Source organism: bacterium, assembly GCA_021372615.1.
GTDB lineage: Bacteria > Armatimonadota > Zipacnadia > Zipacnadales > UBA11051 > JAJFUB01.
The window spans coordinates 20,627-37,170 of record JAJFUB010000135.1 but is presented as its reverse complement, the minus strand read 5'-3'; the positions used below and the strand labels follow the sequence as shown (position 1 = coordinate 37,170).

Annotated in this window: 13 protein-coding genes; 9 read left to right on the top strand and 4 right to left on the bottom strand. The window is 69.9% G+C overall.

Features of this window, described 5'->3' with window-relative positions; genetic code table 11:
* Positions 1-333 precede the first annotated feature (333 nt).
* The 9 genes from LLH23_20045 (at position 334) to LLH23_20005 (ending at position 11,631) form a co-directional block, all read left to right on the top strand.
* The gene (locus LLH23_20045) at positions 334-1,077 is read left to right on the top strand and encodes a creatininase family protein (GenBank protein ID MCE5240760.1); all 744 of its coding nucleotides are present in this window, start codon (positions 334-336) and stop codon (positions 1,075-1,077) included.
* Positions 1,078-1,149: 72 nt separating this feature from the next.
* Positions 1,150-2,091, top strand: coding sequence for a hypothetical protein (locus tag LLH23_20040; protein ID MCE5240759.1), 942 nt, complete (start codon positions 1,150-1,152; stop codon positions 2,089-2,091).
* A 354-nt stretch (positions 2,092-2,445) separates the two neighbouring features.
* Complete coding sequence (locus LLH23_20035; GenBank protein ID MCE5240758.1) at positions 2,446-4,188, top strand: beta-galactosidase; 1,743 nt, start codon at positions 2,446-2,448, stop codon at positions 4,186-4,188.
* 280 nt (positions 4,189-4,468) lie between these two features.
* Positions 4,469-4,759: a hypothetical protein gene (locus tag LLH23_20030; GenBank protein MCE5240757.1), complete on the top strand. Its 291-nt coding sequence runs from the start codon at positions 4,469-4,471 to the stop codon at positions 4,757-4,759.
* 13 nt (positions 4,760-4,772) lie between these two features.
* Positions 4,773-5,339 (top strand): hypothetical protein, encoded by a 567-nt coding sequence (locus LLH23_20025; protein MCE5240756.1) that lies wholly within the window; start codon positions 4,773-4,775, stop codon positions 5,337-5,339.
* 39 nt (positions 5,340-5,378) lie between these two features.
* The gene (locus LLH23_20020) at positions 5,379-6,611 is read left to right on the top strand and encodes a hypothetical protein (GenBank protein ID MCE5240755.1); all 1,233 of its coding nucleotides are present in this window, start codon (positions 5,379-5,381) and stop codon (positions 6,609-6,611) included.
* Positions 6,612-6,626: 15 nt separating this feature from the next.
* On the top strand, positions 6,627-7,442 hold the full coding sequence (locus LLH23_20015) for a hypothetical protein (protein ID MCE5240754.1): 816 nt from the start codon (positions 6,627-6,629) through the stop codon (positions 7,440-7,442).
* Complete coding sequence (locus tag LLH23_20010) at positions 7,439-8,674, top strand: carbohydrate ABC transporter permease (protein MCE5240753.1); 1,236 nt, start codon at positions 7,439-7,441, stop codon at positions 8,672-8,674. The genes LLH23_20015 and LLH23_20010 overlap by 4 nt, the downstream gene beginning before the upstream one ends.
* 128 nt (positions 8,675-8,802) lie before the next feature.
* Positions 8,803-11,631, top strand: coding sequence for a DUF4855 domain-containing protein (locus tag LLH23_20005; GenBank protein ID MCE5240752.1), 2,829 nt, complete (start codon positions 8,803-8,805; stop codon positions 11,629-11,631).
* 41 nt (positions 11,632-11,672) lie between these two features.
* Here the strand turns inward: LLH23_20005 and hypE are convergent, their stop codons facing one another.
* The 4 genes from hypE to hypF are packed head-to-tail and all read right to left on the bottom strand — an operon-like array spanning position 11,673 to position 16,523.
* Entirely contained in the window at positions 11,673-12,728 is a 1,056-nt protein-coding gene (gene hypE, locus LLH23_20000; protein MCE5240751.1) for a hydrogenase expression/formation protein HypE, read from the bottom strand.
* Positions 12,725-13,852, bottom strand: coding sequence for a hydrogenase formation protein HypD (gene hypD / locus LLH23_19995; GenBank protein MCE5240750.1), 1,128 nt, complete (start codon positions 13,850-13,852; stop codon positions 12,725-12,727). Before hypD ends, hypE begins: the two co-directional genes overlap by 4 nt.
* The gene (locus tag LLH23_19990) at positions 13,849-14,094 is read right to left on the bottom strand and encodes a HypC/HybG/HupF family hydrogenase formation chaperone (protein MCE5240749.1); all 246 of its coding nucleotides are present in this window, start codon (positions 14,092-14,094) and stop codon (positions 13,849-13,851) included. Before LLH23_19990 ends, hypD begins: the two co-directional genes overlap by 4 nt.
* A 35-nt stretch (positions 14,095-14,129) precedes the next feature.
* A complete protein-coding gene (gene hypF / locus LLH23_19985) occupies positions 14,130-16,523 on the bottom strand; it encodes a carbamoyltransferase HypF (GenBank protein MCE5240748.1) in 2,394 nt (797 codons plus the stop codon).
* Between the last annotated feature and the right edge of the window lie 21 nt (positions 16,524-16,544).

Below are 16,544 nucleotides of genomic sequence, written 5' to 3'. Positions count from 1 at the left end.
AGGGTCCGTGGGCTTCCGCCCACGGCTACGTACGCGGGCGCCTTCGGCGCCGAACGGGCACGGCCGGTGGGGCACAGGACGACCACTGACGCCGGGGCGCCGAGCGGCCACAGCCGCCGAGGCGCAGGACGGTCACTGGCGCCAGGACGCCGAACGGGCACGGCCGCCGGGGCGCCGGACGGGGGGTAGCCCGGGCGTTGGATGTGGTCGTGGTCGTGTGCCCCCGAAGGGGGCCTCGTGTGTAGCCGTGGGCGGGAGCCCACGGGCGGAGGCGGGGAACATTCGCACATCCCGGCGCGCCCCGAAGGGGCCGCCGACATGAGGATGGAGACCATGCAATCCCATCGCTGGGAGGACCTCCTCCCTGAAGAGTTCACCGCCGAGTTCGAGCGGGCGCCACTGGCCTACCTGGCCGCTGCCGCGCCCGAGGAGCATGGCCTGCACAACCCGCTGGGCACCGACATGTGGCCACCGTATGAGGTGTGCCTGCGCGCCGCCAGGATCACCGGCGGCATCGTGTTCCCGCTGATCCCCTTCGCCCCGGCATACTTCCCCGGCCTGTCGCGCGAGGAGATGCGGGCCGGGGACAAGGAGCTGTACCCGCCCAGCCTGTTCGTCAGCCGCGAGCTGTGCGAGTTGGCCTACACCGAGGTGCTCGAGGGCATGGCCGACATGGGCTTCAGGGCGGCCATCGCGCTGGCCGGCCACGCCCCGGCTGACACGCTGCTGCGCGACATGACTGAGGCCCACGGCGGGGTCATTCGCGGCATGAAGTTCTTCGGGGCAGGGACCTACAGCCTCGTGCAGGACTTCCTGGCCGAGCTGGCACGGGAGACCCCCGGCAGCGGCGGGCATGGCGTCATGTGGGAGACCTCCCTCATCATGGCGACCGCGCCTGGCTATACGGACCTGCCGCGCGCAGAGCGGATTCTGGGCCACCCGCGGCGGTCGCAACTGCAGGCCAACCGCCCCGAGATCATTGCGGGTATCCAGCAGGCCAACGTGGAGCTGGGGGAGAAGACGCTGCAACTGACAGTCGAGCGGGTGGTGGCGAAGGCGGAGGAGTTGCTGTCGTGATCCTGTAGGAGCCGTCACCGACCGCGAAGGGTCGGGGCCGGTGACCCCTCCCACGTGTCCAAGGAGACTCACATGCTTACCGCCGCAGATGTGAAGCAGTTCTGCCTCAACGCCGGGGCTGACGTGGTCGGGATCGCCTCGATGGACCGCTTCGAGGGGGCGCCCTTGCAGAGCGACCCGCGCCAGATCTCCCCCGAGGCCAAGTCCATGATCGTCATGGGCTTCCGCATCCCGCGCGGCAGCCTCCGCGGCATCGAGGAGGGGACCTTCTACGTGTCGTACGCCTCGATGGGCTACGCAGCGATCAACCATGTGCTGCAGCCGACGGTGCTGTGGAAGGTCACGGCCATGATCGAGGATGAGGGCTATGAGGCGGTGCCCATCTCCAACAACTTCCCGTGGACCAACAACGCCAGCGCCGACGGGCAGCCACGGCTGACGTTCAGCAAGCCCGTGGCCGAGGGGCGGCCCGCGCCGGATGTGTTCCTGCACCTGCGCATCGCGGCCATGGCCGCCGGGGTCGGGGAGATCGGCTGGAGCAAGATGCTGCTGACCAAGAAGTTCGGCCCGCGCCAGCGCCTCGCCGCCATCATCACCGATGCGGAACTCGAGCCGGACCCGATCATCCAGCCGGGCACCATCTGCGACCGCTGCATGCTGTGCGCGCGCGACTGCACCGGGGCGGCGCTGCCGACCAACAAGTCCGTGAAGATCAGGCTGGCCGGTGTGGATGTGGAGTGGGGCGACATTGACTACGACCTGTGCAGCCGGTACTTCTGCGGCATGTCCCCGGAGTTCAACCCGTTCATGACCAACCCCGGCGACCAGGAGGGCTTCGCGCAGCCCGTGGGCGACGCGCAGCGCTACAAGGTTGGGCCGACGTACGACTACGGCCGGGCGCTGGAGGGCGCGCGCGGCTGCATCCGAGCCTGCATGATGCACCTGGAGCAGACCGGGCGCATCGAGAACCAGTTCAAGACGCCGTTCCGCCGCCGCGATCCCTGGAAGCTGTGAACGGCAACGGCGGGAATCGGGAATCGGGATTCGGAAATCGGGGGAGAGGGCGGCGGGCCCTGGGTTGGTGTGGGGCTCGCCGCACACTGCCTCGGCCCCCGGCTGCATGGCGTCCTACCCCCGCCGCCACGCGGCGACCCCTCCCGCGCTCGCTCACGAGCGCGGAAGGGAGGGGTGACGGCTTCTCCCCCTCCCTTGAGGGAGGGGGTCGGGGGGGTAGGAAGCCTCTCGGCTGGTGGTACGGCGTCCTACCCCCGCCGCTTCGCGGCGACCCCTCCCTGAAGGGAGGGGTAAGGCCTTACCCGATTCCCGGATCCCGTCCCCCCATCCCACCGCCATCGTCAGAGGCAACCCATGCAACCGCTCAGCATCGTCGGCAACGACTTCGTGCAGGACGGACGGCCCGTGCAGATCATTGCCGGGGCCATGCACTACTTCCGTATCCACCCCGACTACTGGGCGGACCGGCTGCGGAAGCTGGCGTGGTCCGGCTGTAACGCGCTGGAGACCTATGTGGCGTGGAATGTCCACGAGATCAGGCCCGGCGTGTTCGACTTCAGCGGCTGGCAGGACCTGCCGCGGTACCTGGAGATGGCGGCCGAGCAGGGCCTGATGTGCATCGTGCGGCCGGGTCCGTACATCTGCTCGGAATGGGACCTGGGCGGGCTGCCGGCGTGGCTGCTGGCCGACCCGGGGATGCGGCTGCGGTGCCACTACCCGCCGTACCTGGAGGCCGTGGACCGGTACCTGGACGCGCTGATGGAGCGCCTCGTGCCGCTGCAGGCGTCGGCCGGCGGGCCCATCGTGGCGCTGCAGGTGGAGAATGAGTACGGCAGCTATGGCAACGACAAGACCTACCTGGCCCACATCCGCGACGGGCTGCGGGCGCGGGGCTATGAGGGGCTGCTGTTCACGTCCGACGGGCCCGGGGACTTCATGCTCGAGGGCGGGACGCTGCCCGACGTGCTGAAGGTCGCCAACTTCGGCTCCAACGCCACCGGGGCGTTCGCGAAGCTGCGGCAGTGGCAGCCGACCGGGCCGATGATGTGCGGGGAGTTCTGGTGCGGATGGTTCGACCACTGGGGCGAGGCGCACCACACGCGCCCCGCGGAAGATGCCGCCGCGACGCTCGACGAGATCCTCGGGCAGGGCGCGTCAGTGAGCATCTACATGTTCCATGGCGGCACCAACTTCGGGTTCTTCAACGGGGCCAACCACGGCAAGGGCTATGAGCCGACCGTCAACAGCTATGACGACGACGCGCCGATCAATGAGGCCGGGGACCTGACGCCCAAGTACCACGCCTTCCGCGAGGTGATCGGGAAAGTGCGGGAGCTGCCGGGCGGGCCGGCGCCGGCGGACTCGGTGAAGCGGGCGTACGGGCAGGTGGCGCTGACCCAGCGGGCGGGGCTGCTGGACAACCTGGAGCGGCTGGCGTCGCCGGTGCACAGCGCCACGCCCGACCCGATGGAGGCGGTCGGGCAGGACTTCGGGTTCATCCTGTACCGGACGGAAGTCGTCGGGCCGCGTGATGAGATGCCGATCGTCCTGCAGGACTGTCACGACCGGGCGCTGGTGTTTGTGGACGGGGAGTACCGGGGCGTGGTGTACCGCAATGACGAGGAGTCGCAGGTGAAGGCGGCGTTCGGCCCGGGCGCGCACCGGCTCGACCTACTGGTCGAGAACATGGGCCGGGTGAACTACGGGTTCCACCTGCACGACCGCAAGGGCATTACGCTGTGCGCGCGGCACGGGCAGCAGTTCCTGTTCGGCTGGGAGATCTACCCGCTGCTGCTGGAGGACCTGCGGGGGCTGCAGTTCGCGCCCGTGGACTGCCTGACGGGCCCGGCGTTCTTCCGAGGGACGTTCACCGTAGACGAGCCGGCCGACACGTTCCTGGCGCTGCCCGGGTGGACGAAAGGCGTCTGCTGGCTCAACGGGTTCAACCTGGGGCGGCACTGGGAGATCGGCCCGCAGCGCACGCTCTACATCCCGGCGCCACTGCTCAAGGCGGGCGAGAATGAGCTGATCGTGTTGGAGCTGCACGAGACCGCAGGCGCGGTTGTGGAGTTGCGCGAGGCGCCGGAGTTGGGCTAGGGACGACAGGCCGGAGGAGGAGAGGAGGGGGCGCCCTTCCCCGGCGCTGAAGCGCCGGGCTGAGGGGCGATCCTGCGGATCGCCGAACGTCCTGCGGACGCTGAACGAAGGCGGTCCAGGCCGGGTGCGGGTTGCGGGGAAGACGCTGTAAGGCGGGCGCTCGCCCGGGCACGGCCAGGGGGCCTGGCCGTGGCACCCCTGCGCCGCGTGCCAGGGCCAGCTCTGCTGGCCGTGCTCCCGTGGCGTCCGGGCGCGGCCGCCCGCGGTACTGTGAGGGATCGTGCGGCAACTACTGCTGATCGTGCTCGTCGTCGTGCCGGGGCTGCTGGTCGTTGGCATCAGCGGTTACTTCGCCCTGCAGGACTGGCGCCAGTTGCAGTTGGCGTACGCGCACTACCGGGCCGTCGCGGCGTCGGGGGCGGACCTGCGGGCCGTCACGGTGGCCTTCGGAGCCCAGGACATCCATCGGACGAACCTCTTCGCCGATGGCGTCTGGGCGCTGCAGGGGGCGCTGGTCTTCGCCGTGGGGCTGGTCGGGTTGTGCCTGCTCCCACGGCGACGCCGTCCATGAAGGAGACCACGTCATGCGCAAGGACATCGTGTACTTCGACCAGGCGGGGCCGGCCAATACGGAGGCGACCATCGCGGCGGCCGTGCAGCGGGCCGAGGAGTTGGGCGTGCGGGTCCTCGTCGTGGCCTCGACGAGCGGCGACAGCGCCGAGAAGCTGCGGGCCGCTGTGGGCGACCGGGACATGCGGGTGGTGTGCGTCAGCTACCACGCGGGCTTCCAGCAGGGCGATGACGCGATGCCGGTGGCGCGACGCGAGGAGCTGCGGGCGCAGGGCATTGAGGTCGTCATCTGTTCCCACGCGCTGAGCGGGGTGGAGCGCGCGATCAAGAACAAGTTCGGGACCATCGGTCCGCTGGAGATCATCGCGTATGCGTACCGGTGCCTGGGGCAGGGGATGAAAGTCGCGATTGAGATCGCGGTCATGGCCGCCGACGCGGCCTGCGCCCCGACGAGTGAGGACATCATCGCGCTGGGCGGCAGCGGCAAGGGCTGCGACTGCGCCATCGTGCTCAAGGCGGCCCACCAGAACAACTTCTTCGACCTGCGCGTGCGCGAGGTCATCGCCATGGCGCGCGGGTGAGGCAATCGCCTGACCCAATTCCGTCGCGAAGGAGCCGGCATGTCCACTTCAGCCGACGTCGCCATCCTGCGGAACCTGGCCACACAGGTCGCCGACATCGCGGCCGACCAGATCCAGGACGAGAAGCGCGAGCTGTGGCGCGGCCACAACAGCTTCGAGCGCACCCGGCCACTCATCATCTGCGGCTGGGAGGCGGCCTGGCCCGAGCATCCCGATGCCGAGCCGCGGTGTGAGGACCCCTTCTACCGGACCTACGAGACACAACTCAAGCAGGCGATCTTCAAGCACAGCCTGCGCGAGGACACGATCATCGAGCCCTGGCTCACGGTGCGGGCCTCGGTCTGGAGCCCGCCGAACGGCATCTGGGGCGTCGGACACACCTACACCCACAGCGGGGTGGCGGGCGGGGCGTGGAAGCACAAGCCGGCACTGCAGGAGCTGTCGGACCTCGACAGGATGGTCGTGCCGAAGCACGAGATCAATGAGGAGGCGACGGCGGCCAACGTCCAGAAGCTCGGGGACGCCGTCGGCGACCTGCTGACGGTGACGGTGGACCGGTCGCCGCTGTGGTCGGGCTGGTGGGCGGACCTGTCCACGGCGCTGTTCTACCTGCGCGGCCTGGATCAACTCATGCTCGACATGACCGACAACGTGGCGTGGCTGCATGAGCTGCTGTCGTTCATGCGCGACGGGATCCTTAAGTCCCACGACGAGGCCGAGGCGGCGGGCGACTGGAGCCTGACCAACCACAACGCGCAGGCGATGTGCTACTCGCGCGAGCTGCCCGACCCGGCGCCGAACGTGTATGGCGTGCAGCGGAGCAGCCTGTGGACGTTCTTTGCCGCCCAGGAGTACGCGCTCATCGGGCCGCGCATGCATGACGAATTCCTGCTACAATACCAGCGCCCGATCATGGAGCAGTTCGGCCTCGCCTCGTACGGGTGCTGTGAGGACCTGACCCACAAGGTGGACATGCTGCGGCAGGTGCGGAACCTGCGGCGGTTCTCGGTGACGCCGGTGGCCGACCCGGCGAAGTGCGCCGAGCAGATCGGCACGGACTACATCATCTCGTGGCGGCCTAGCCCGGCGGAGATGATCTGCTGTGGGTTCTACCCCGACAAGATCAAGCGGATCATCCGCGAGGGGATGGCAGCGATGAGGGGCTGTTACGTGGACATCAATCTCAAGGACGTGCAGACGGTGGACCACAAGCCGGAGTTGCTGCGTGACTGGGTGCAGATTGTGCGCGGGATCACGGACGAATACGCGTAGGCGGCGGAGGGAACCATGGCTGAGCGATCGCTGACGGAGTACCCCAACCCCCAGCAGTGGTATTCGGTGAACATGGCGGCGGTGACGTGGCGCGAGCTGTACCGCGCGGCCGGCAACCCGGTCACATTCATCCTGTCCGCGTGGTTCGTCGGGTTCTTCAAGCTCTGCAACATCCACCTGTCGGCCGGGCAGATGCCGCGCGAGATCAGCTTCCAGTCGCCGCGCGAACCGGTCCCCGAGCCCGCCGCCGGTCGCATCGAGAGGCTGCTCGACGAACTGGCGGCGCTCGGCTTCCGCCACTTCACCACGTTCCTGGTCCCGGAGCTGCAGTTCGCGCCGATCATGTATGCCTGCGTGCACGAGGAGAACCAGGCCTTCGCGGACGTGACCTACCATTCGGCCGGGGCGGCGGGGGCCATCAAGGCCGTCTCCGGCCAGGGCCTGACCTACGCCGAGTTCACCAGCCTGTTCAACGATGGCGCGGACCTCACCAGCGTCGGCCGCCGGAGCCACCCCAGCATTGATAGTCAGCCCAGCAAGACCATCGTCTACCACCGGCCGACGACGGTGGCGGCACTGTGGGAGCAGCACCTGCTGAAGATGCAGGAGATGACGCCACAGCACGGCGGCCTGAGCCCCGAGATGACCGAGGACGACTTCTTCACCCACCTGCGGGACGACATCCGCAGCTCGGCACAGTTCCAGTTGGCCCGTGGGGTGCTCAAGCCGCTGCAGGCCGCCACACCCACTCCGCCGCGGCCCCCCGTGCCCCCGCCCCCGCCGCCACTGCCACTGGCACCACCACCGCCCCCGGGGCAGCCGCTGCCATGAAGCGCCGACGCCCGCGCAACCCGTGGCCAGCCGTCGCGCATGCCGCGCTCATCGTCGGCGGCGTGACGATGCTGCTGCCGCTGCTGTGGATGGTCTCGACTTCGCTCAAGGCACCCGATGCGGTCGGGGAGTTCCCGCCGCAGTTCGTCCCGCGCGAGCCGCAGACATGGCGCGACCCGAGGACGGGGGAGGAGTTGCCGGTCTTCATCCTTGCCGGTACGCCCGACACTCCTGTCGGGCGCGGGGGTACGGGTGCGTCGCCCGACAAGAGTGTCGGGCGTACCGATGCCGGTGTGTCGCCCGACGGGAGTGTCGGGCGTACCGGGCAGCGCGTCGTGCGGCTGCGCACCGCGCCCGGGGAGGCCGAGGTGGCGGCGCTGCTGGCGGACGGCCAGCTCGGGCAGCCCTTCACCGTGCGCCTGGCTCCTGGCGTGCTCACCCCGGTCAAGCAGGTGCGCCTGCGGTGGAGCAACTACCCGGAGGCCTGGCGCGCACTGCGGCTGCAGCGCAACTGGCTGTCGTGGGACCTGCCCTACCAGCTCAACCTGGGGTTCGCGAAGCTGGGGCCGCTGCACTTCCCGGGCTTCCCGCTGCGGAACGCCTTCGTCGCCTTCTACCTCAACTCGCTGATCGTCACGATCCTGGTCACGGCGGGGGCGGTGTTCACGTCCAGCCTGGCGGCCTTCGCCTTCGCGCGCCTGAGCTTCCCCGGGCGCGACCGCCTCTTCCTGGGCTACCTGGGCACGATGATGGTGCCGTCGGTCGTGACCATGATCCCCGTGTTCGTGCTGCTGAAGGTGATGGGGTGGGTGGACACCTACCTGGCGATGATCCTGCCGCCGATGTTCACGGCGTACGGCACGTTCCTGCTGCGGCAGTTCTTCCTGTCCATCCCGCGCGATCTGGAGGACGCGGCGAAGATGGATGGCTGCGGGTTGTGGGGTGTGTACCGCAATGTGATCCTCCCCCTCTCCGGACCGGCGCTGGCGACGCTGACGACCTTCATCTTCCTGGGCACGTGGAACTCGTTCATGTGGCCGCTGATCGTCATCAACTCGATGGAGAAGCGCCCGCTGATGCTGGGGCTGTACGCCTTCATGAGTCAGTACAACACGGACTGGCCGCTGCTGATGGCCGCGAGTGTGATGGTCATGGCGCCGGTGATCGTGGTGTTCCTGGTGGGGCAGCGGTACTTCGTGCGCGGGATCGTGCTCAGCGGGATGAAGGGGTAGATAGCCGCAGGTCGCGGGGCCCGTCGCACACGGCGCGACACCCACGACCTGTGTCGCGTTGGCGGGTCTCGGCGAGCAGTGGGCACCCCACTGGCAGGTCAAGACGACTCATGGGCGAACCCTCCGCCATGCGCTACGCTCTTCCCCTCCTCATGCTGCTGCCGCTCAGCTCACTGGTTCACGCCGACTATGCGCCGCCTGAGGCTGAGCGCTACGGGAGCATGCACGACATCATGCTCGCGTACATGGCGCCCGGCCACTGGGCCCAGCAGGACTTCCTGCCCTATGTTGCCTACTTGGACAAGGCGGCCGGGGGCGTGCCGCGCGACTGGTTCTACGATGCGTGGCTGTTCCTGATGTTCGGGGGCGCGCCGACCGGGGGCGACTACATCAACGGGTCGGCCAAGTTCAGCGACTGGCAGTTCTACGTGGACCAGCTCTTCATGCCCGACCGGAACCTGGCGGCGCTCGATGCCTGCATCGAGGCGGTCGGCCAGCGCCTGAAGTCCCCCGGCCGTGTCTCCCGCGTCATCATCATGATCCCCTACCTGTCGCCCCAGACGAAGGACTTCGGCGATGTGGATGGCGACGGGCAGCCCGAGAACGCCGCCGTGGACGCCGACCGGGTCAAGGCCTTTCGGTGGGTGGTGGACGCCATCCGTACGCGGTGGGGAGAGCAGCACTACCGCCACCTGAAGCTGGACGGCTGCTACTGGATGAACGAGGGGATCGGGGGCCGCGACGAGGCCGTGGGGCGCGCCACCGGTCAGTACCTGCACGAGCAGGGGCTGAACTTCCACTGGATCCCGTGGTTCTCGGCGCCGGGCTTCGAGAAGTGGCGCAACCTGGGCTTCGACCTGGCGATCATGCAGCCCAACTATGCCTTCATGAGCGTGCCGGTGGGGGCCGTCGTGGCCGATGAGGAGCGGCTCACCCGGAACGCCAACCTCGCCCGCGAGGGGGGCCTGGGTGTCGAGATGGAGCTGGACTACGCCACCGACACCGACCCGGGCAACCGGCTGGAGCTGCAACTGTATCTCAACCATGGCGCGGCGGAGCTGGACGGCTACATGCACGGCTGCGCCCGCGCCTACTACCAGAGCTACGACTCCGTCGCCAAGCTGTATGCCAGCGACAACCCCGAGTGCAACCGGCTGTACGACGACCTGTACCGCTTCCACAAGGGCACGTACCGGCGGCGGCCGGTGTCGCTGGCGGAGGGAGCGGCCTGCAAGCTCAACGGGCAGGCGGCGCCGACGCTGACGGACGGGCTGTGGCTGTGCCGGGCCGAGCAGGCCGGGCGCGTGCTGTCGGCCGCGGCCCCGGCACGGCTGGACGTGGATCTGGGCGGCGCGCAGATCGTCGGCGATGTGCGCGTACATCTCGCTTCCCGCGAGGGCGGCAGCCCCGCGGCGGCGGCCACGGTTCGGGTGTCCACCAGCAGCGACGGCACGCACTACCAGGAGGGCACGGAGGTCGGCTGCCCGCCGCTGGGGCAGTCGGGGCAGTGGCGCAGCGGGTTCGCCGTGACCCTGTTCGCGCCGCGGTTCGCCCGGTACCTGCGCCTGGAGCTATCCGGCACGGAGGGGCAGCGACTCGGTGTGGATGAAGTCGTCGTCTTCCCGGGCCAGCACCAACTGTGGGGCGTGCCAGCGGTCGTGCAGGGGGAGTTGCAGCCGGGGAGCGCCCCGAGCGGCAACACGGTCCTGACCGACGGGCGCCTCGCCCCGGCGACCCAGCCGTCGGCCGCGGTGCGCTTCAAGAACGGCCGGGGGAGTGTGGGCTTCGACTTCGCCGAGCCGTGGTACTTGCAGAACGCGCGGGTGCATGTCGTGTCTCCCGCGGGCGCCCCGCCGGCAACCTGCAGCGTGAGCCTCGCCGGCGACGCGAAGCCCGCGGGGGGCTCGGTCCAGCGCGTGACTCGCCCCGGGGAGTCGTGGCTCGAGATGCCGCTTCCACCGGCGCCGACGAAGACGGTCACCTTCAACCTGACCGGCGGCCCGAACACCTCCTGGGACGAGTTCCAGGTGCAGCGGGCGACCAACCTGGCCTCCGGCAAGCCCTATCGCCTCGCCCCGCCCTTCCCGGCCAGGTACGCCGATACCGAGGGCAAGGAACTGACCGATGGTGTGCTGACCGAGAAGGGGTTCGGGGACGGGAAGACGGTGGGCTGGTTCAACCAAGCGGTGTCCGTGGTGCTGGACCTGGGAGCGGTGCGGCAGGTCGAGGCGGTGCGGGTGCATGCGCAGGGCGGCGGGTACGCCGCGGTGCACTGCCCTGACAGCATCTGCGTCCTCGGCTCGGAGGACGGGGTGAAGTGGCGGCTGCTGCGCGACAACAACCCGGAGAAGAGCGTGACCGGCTCGGAGACGGTGGGGGAGGAGCTGAGTGAGTTGGCGTGGCTGCAGCTCAGCTTCCCGTCCGCACCGGTGCGCTTCGTCAAGCTCTCCTTCCGGCCCAAGTCGTGGCTGATGCTCAGTGAGGTCGAAGTGCTGTCGGGGGGCAAGAACGTGGCCGGGGGAGGCTCGTACAGCACGACGCCACCGACTTCCTCCGCCAAGTACGCGGACACGGGCGGTCGGCTGACCGATGGGGTGTACTCGCGCCCTGGCGAGGGCTGGGGCAAGTCGGTCGGGTGGAGTGAGGGCAGCCCGGAGGTGACGGTGGACCTGCTGCAGCCGACGCCGGTCGGCATCGTGCGGGTGCACTGCGTAGGCGGCGGCCCCGGGGGAGTGTACTTCCCGAGCGCGGTGACGGTCACGACCTCCGCCGACGGGGAGACGTGGAGCGCTCCGAGGCAGAGCGACGCCCCGCCGGCAGAGCCCGGCGGGCGGGGCCAGACGACGTTCCTGACGGTGCACCTGCCGGGCACGGCGGCGCGGTATGTACGGATTCGGGCAGAGCGGAGAGGGTGGGCGATGCTGGATGAGGTGGAGGTATTCGGGGCGACGCCGTAGGGGGCGGGCCGTCCAGGATGTCCGGCCCCACGCGGATGGGGCTAGCAGATGCGCGGTAGTTGCTCCCCGCTGAGGAGGTCCACCACGCGCGAGGTGCCCGTGACGGTCTCCAGGGTCACCAGGCCGGGGTCGGCGCCTGCGGTCACGTGGCCGATCACCGTGGCGGCCGCGCCGGCGGGATGGGAGCGCATCGTGGCCACGGCACGGTCGGCTTGCTCTGCGGGCACGAAGGCGACACAGCGGCCCTCGTTCGCCACGTAGAGCGGATCGAGCCCCAGGATCTCACAGGCCCCCAGGACGTCGTCGCGCACCGGGATGTCACGCTCGCGCAGGTGGACCTGCAGCCCCGCTGTCTGCGCAATCTCGATGACACCGGCGGCCAGACCCCCGCGCGTGAGGTCGCGCAGGCAATGGACCTGTAGCCCCTCCGCCAGCAGGTCCCCGACGAGACCGGCCAGGGGCGCGCAGTCACTCTCGATGGCACTCTCGAACTCCAGCCCCTCCCGCACGCTCATGACGGCGATGCCGTGGCGAGCGATGTCGCCGCTGAGGATGATGGCATCACCCGGCCGCACGCTCTGCGGCTCGATGGTCAGGTTGTGCTCGATGGCGCCGATCCCCGCCGTGTTGACATAGAGGCCGTCCTCGCGGCCGTGCTCGACGACCTTGGTGTCGCCGGTGACGATCTGCACCTGCGCGGCGGCCGCCGCGTCGCGCATGTCCGCCACCACACGCTGCAGCTCCTCAATCGGGAAGCCCTCTTCGAGGATGAAGCCGGCGCTGAGCACCAGCGGGCGGGCGCCGGCCATGGCGAGGTCGTTGACTGTGCCGTAGACGGCCAGGTGGCCGATGCTGCCGCCGGGGAAGAAGAGCGGGCGGATCACGTAGCTGTCGGTGGTGAAGGCCAGGCGCGGACCGGCAGCCCCGCCCTCCAGTGTGAGGACGGCCGCATCGTGGCGGCGGCCGAGGAGATCGTTGGCGAAGGCGGGGAAGAAGATGTCGGCGAGGAGTTGTTGCATCAGCCGTCCGCCGCCGCCGTGGGCCGTGAGCACGCGGTCGTAGTCGCGTTTGGGGATGGGGCACTGCAGGTCGCTCATGCCGAACCCTCCGCGGGGGAGCGCGGGCTTTGCAGCCCGCGTTGGCGCCGGTAGTGGTAGTAGGCTGCGCACGTGCCCTCCGACGACACCATCGTCGCGCCGAGGGGATGCTCCGGGGTGCACTCCCGGCCGAACGCCGGGCAGTCCATGGGGCGGGTGAGGCCCTGCAGCACCTGGCCGCTCAGGCACGCCTCCGGCTCGGGCACGTCGGTGTCGGTGAGGCCGAAGCGGCGCTCGGCATCGAGGGCGGCATAGGGCTCGCGCAGGCCCAGGCCGCTGCGGGGGATCTCGCCCAGGCCGCGCCACTTGCGGGGCACGACCTCGAAGACCTCGCGGATCAGCTCCTGGGCCGGCTGGTTGCCCTCCGGCCGCACCGACCGGGCATAGGCGTTCTCCACCTCGGCCCGGCCCTCCTCAAGCTGCCTCAGGCAGGCATGCACGCCCTGCAGGATGTCCACCGGCTCGAAGCCGGTGACGACGATGGGCACATGGTAGCGCGCCGCCAGGGGCTCATACTCGTGGCAGCCCATCACGGTGCAGACATGGCCGGCGGCGAGGAGGCCCTCGATGCGGCAGTCGGGCGCGGAGAGCAGGCTCTCGACGGCCGGTGGGACGAGCACATGGGAGACGAGCAGGGAGAAGTTGGGCAGACCCAGCTCGTGCGCCTGAACTGCCGCCATGGCGTTGGCAGGTGCGGTCGTCTCGAACCCGACGGCGAAGAAGACGACCTCGCGGTCCGGCTCGTCGCGGGCCAGCTGCACCGCGTCGAGGGGGGAGTAGACGACGCGCACGTCACCGCCGGAGGCCTTGACCGCCAGCAGGTCCTGGCTGCAGCCTGGCACGCGGAGCATGTCGCCGAAGGAGCAGAAGGTCACTTCCGGCCGGGCGGCCAGTTGCAGGGCCTTCTCGATCATCTCCAGCGGCGTCACACACACCGGGCAGCCGGGGCCGTGGATCAGCGTCACCTGCGGGGGCAGCAGTTGGTCCAGGCCGAACTTCACGATGGCATGGGTCTGGCCGCCGCAGACCTCCATGATCGTCCAGGGGCGCGTCACAAGGCGCTCGATGGCCTGGGCGAGCTGTTGGCAGGCCGCGGCGTCGCGGTACTCGCTGACGAACCTCATGGCGTCTCCTCCTCCGCCAGGGCCGCCATCTGCTCCAGGACGCCCCAGACTTCGGCCGCCTCGGCTTCATCCACGACGCTGATGGCGAAGCCGGCGTGGACCATGACGTAGTCGCCGACCCGCGCCTCGGGCAGGACGGCGAGGCTGATCTGCTTGACCAGACCGCCGAAACTCACCCGCGCAGTGCGGGCGAGGCCCTCTTCAGCAGTCTCGACGATCTGGCCGGGCACTGCCAGACACATGCGTGGCTCCTTGTGCGGGTCTTGGGCGAACCCTTCTACGGTGCGTACCTGACGGCGTATACAAGCTGGCCCAGGGCGATGCCGCCGTCATTGGGCGGGACGTTCTGGTGCCAGTACGGGCGCAGGCCGGCGCGCCGGGCCAGTGTAATGACGCGCTCGGACAGGAACTTGTTCTGGAAGCAGCCGCCGCTCAAGGCGATCTTCTCCTGCCCGAAGTGCTGCGCCAGGTCCACGATGACCTGCGCGAGGGCATTGTGGAAACGGGCGGAGATGAGGGGGGCGGGCATGCCGGCGTGCACGTCGGCCAGGAGGGCCTCGATGAGCGGGCGCCAGTCGAGGGACCGCGGGCTTTCCAGCCCGCTTGCCCCGCGCGGGCTGGAAAGCCCGCGGTCCAACGGATACGCCTCCTCGGTCTCGATCCCGTCGAGGGCGTACTCCAGCTCCATCGCTGCCTGGCCCTCGAAAGCGGCCTGCTGGCGGAGGCCGATGAGCGAGGCGACGGCATCAAAGAGGCGGCCGACGCTGGAGGTGCGCGGGGTGTTGACGCTCTGGCTCAGCATCTGCCGGAGGACACCCAGCTCCGGCGGAGCGAAGTCGCGGACGGGCGCCACGTCCATGTCGCAAGCGGCGTCGCCGTACAGCTCGTAGAGGACGCCGAGGGCCGCCCGGCGGGGCTCCTTGATGGCGCGGTCGCCGCCGGGGAGCCGGAAGAGCCGGAAGTGCGCGACGCGGCGGACGCCCCCATCCGCCAGCAGGACCTCGCCGCCCCAGAGCGTGCCGTCGCCCCCGTAGCCGCTGCCGTCCCACGAGAAGCCCAGCACCGGCTCGGACAGCTCGTTCTCCGCCATGCACGAGAGCAGGTGGGCCACGTGGTGCTGGACCGTCACCACCGGCAGGCCGCTCGCGTGTGCGTGCTGGGTGGAGAGGTAGTCCGGGTGCTCGTCGCAGACCACGCGGTCGGGCTGGACGCCGTACAACTCCGGCAGCTCCCGCGACACGCGGCGGAAGGCCTCGAGGGCCTGCGCGGTCTCCAGGTCGCCGATGTGCTGGCTGAGGAAGGCCGACTGGCCGAGGGCGAGGGCGGTGGCGTTCTTGAGGTGGGCGCCGAGGGCGAGTGTGCCGGCAGGATGCCGGCGCTCCCACGGCAGCGGCACCGGGAGGGGGGCGTAGCCGCGGGCACGGCGGAGCATCATCGGGCGGCCCGCGATCAGGCGGACGACCGAGTCATCCATGTGGCGGGCAATGGGGCGGTTGTGGACCAGGAACAGGTCCGCCAGGCCATGCAGCCGCGCGAGGGCCTCGTGCTCGTCGGTGCAGATGGGCTCATCACTCAGATTGCCGCTCGTGGCGACCACCGCGAAGCCCAGGTCGCCCAGCAACAGGTGGTGCAGCGGTGTGTACGGCAGCATCACGCCCAGGCACGGGTTGCCGGGGGCGACCGCGGGGGCGATGTCCGCGCCCGGGCGGCGGCGGAGCAGGAGGATCGGGCACTGGGGGGACAGCAGCAGGCGCTCTTCCTCGGCCCCAATCTCGCAGGCCTGCCGGGCGTGCTCCAGCGAGGGCATCATCAGGGCGAGGGGCTTCTCCTCGCGGCGCTTGCGCTCGCGCAGGCGCCGGACGGCCGCCTCGTCGCGGGCATCCACCAGCAGGTGGAAGCCGCCGAGGCCCTTGAGGGCGAGAATGCGGCCCTCGCGGAGGGCCTGGGCGGCGAGGCGCAGGGCGGCGTCGTGAGTGGCAACGACGGCGGGCCGGCTAATAGCCGGCCCCTCCAACGGCACGGAGAACGGCGCGGGCAACGGCACGGGCGGTGGCGACCACAGCTCCAGGTGGGGGCCGCAGGTCGGGCAGGCGTTGGGTTGGGCGTGGAAACGGCGGTCGAGCGGGTCCTCGTACTCGCGGGTGCAGGCCTCGCACATCGTGAAGCCGCGCATGGTCGTTTGCGGGCGATCATATGGGAGGCCCTGGATGATGCTGAAGCGCGGGCCGCAGTTGGTGCAGTTGGTGAAGGGGTAGCGGTAGCGGCGGTCGTGGGGATCGAGGACTTCGCGCAGGCAGTCGGGGCAGGTCGCCAGGTCCGGCAGGATCAGCGCTCCCGCCACGCCGGCCTCGGAGTCGCTGTGGCGGATCTCGAACGCCGTGAAGCCCACCGGGTCGAGCATCGTGGTCTGCAGGCTGTGGATCGTGGCGAGGGCGGGCTTGTCGTGCTCCAGGCCATGCACGAAGGCGGCGAGGGCAGCCGCGTCGCCCTCGACTTCGATGGTCACGCCCTGCAGGGAGTTGAGAACCCAGCCGGGCAGGTGGAGGGTGGTCGCGAGCCGGTAGACGAAGGGGCGGAAGCCGACGCCCTGCACGGTGCCCTGGATCGCCACATGGAGGCGTTGGCGTTCGCCGGGGGGGCCGTGGGCGTCCGGTTGTGGGGCCCTGTTCACCAGTTGAGGTCCTCGCCGGTG

Coding starts and splice junctions, on each gene's coding strand:
- hypE (MCE5240751.1), bottom strand. CDS start 12,728: ATGAGCGACCTGCAGTGCCCCATCCCCAAACGCGACTACGACCGCGTG.
- LLH23_20025 (MCE5240756.1), top strand. CDS start 4,773: ATGCGCAAGGACATCGTGTACTTCGACCAGGCGGGGCCGGCCAATACG.
- LLH23_20005 (MCE5240752.1), top strand. CDS start 8,803: ATGCGCTACGCTCTTCCCCTCCTCATGCTGCTGCCGCTCAGCTCACTG.
- LLH23_20015 (MCE5240754.1), top strand. CDS start 6,627: ATGGCTGAGCGATCGCTGACGGAGTACCCCAACCCCCAGCAGTGGTAT.
- LLH23_19990 (MCE5240749.1), bottom strand. CDS start 14,094: ATGTGTCTGGCAGTGCCCGGCCAGATCGTCGAGACTGCTGAAGAGGGC.
- hypD (MCE5240750.1), bottom strand. CDS start 13,852: ATGAGGTTCGTCAGCGAGTACCGCGACGCCGCGGCCTGCCAACAGCTC.
- LLH23_20020 (MCE5240755.1), top strand. CDS start 5,379: ATGTCCACTTCAGCCGACGTCGCCATCCTGCGGAACCTGGCCACACAG.
- LLH23_20035 (MCE5240758.1), top strand. CDS start 2,446: ATGCAACCGCTCAGCATCGTCGGCAACGACTTCGTGCAGGACGGACGG.
- LLH23_20045 (MCE5240760.1), top strand. CDS start 334: ATGCAATCCCATCGCTGGGAGGACCTCCTCCCTGAAGAGTTCACCGCC.
- LLH23_20010 (MCE5240753.1), top strand. CDS start 7,439: ATGAAGCGCCGACGCCCGCGCAACCCGTGGCCAGCCGTCGCGCATGCC.
- LLH23_20040 (MCE5240759.1), top strand. CDS start 1,150: ATGCTTACCGCCGCAGATGTGAAGCAGTTCTGCCTCAACGCCGGGGCT.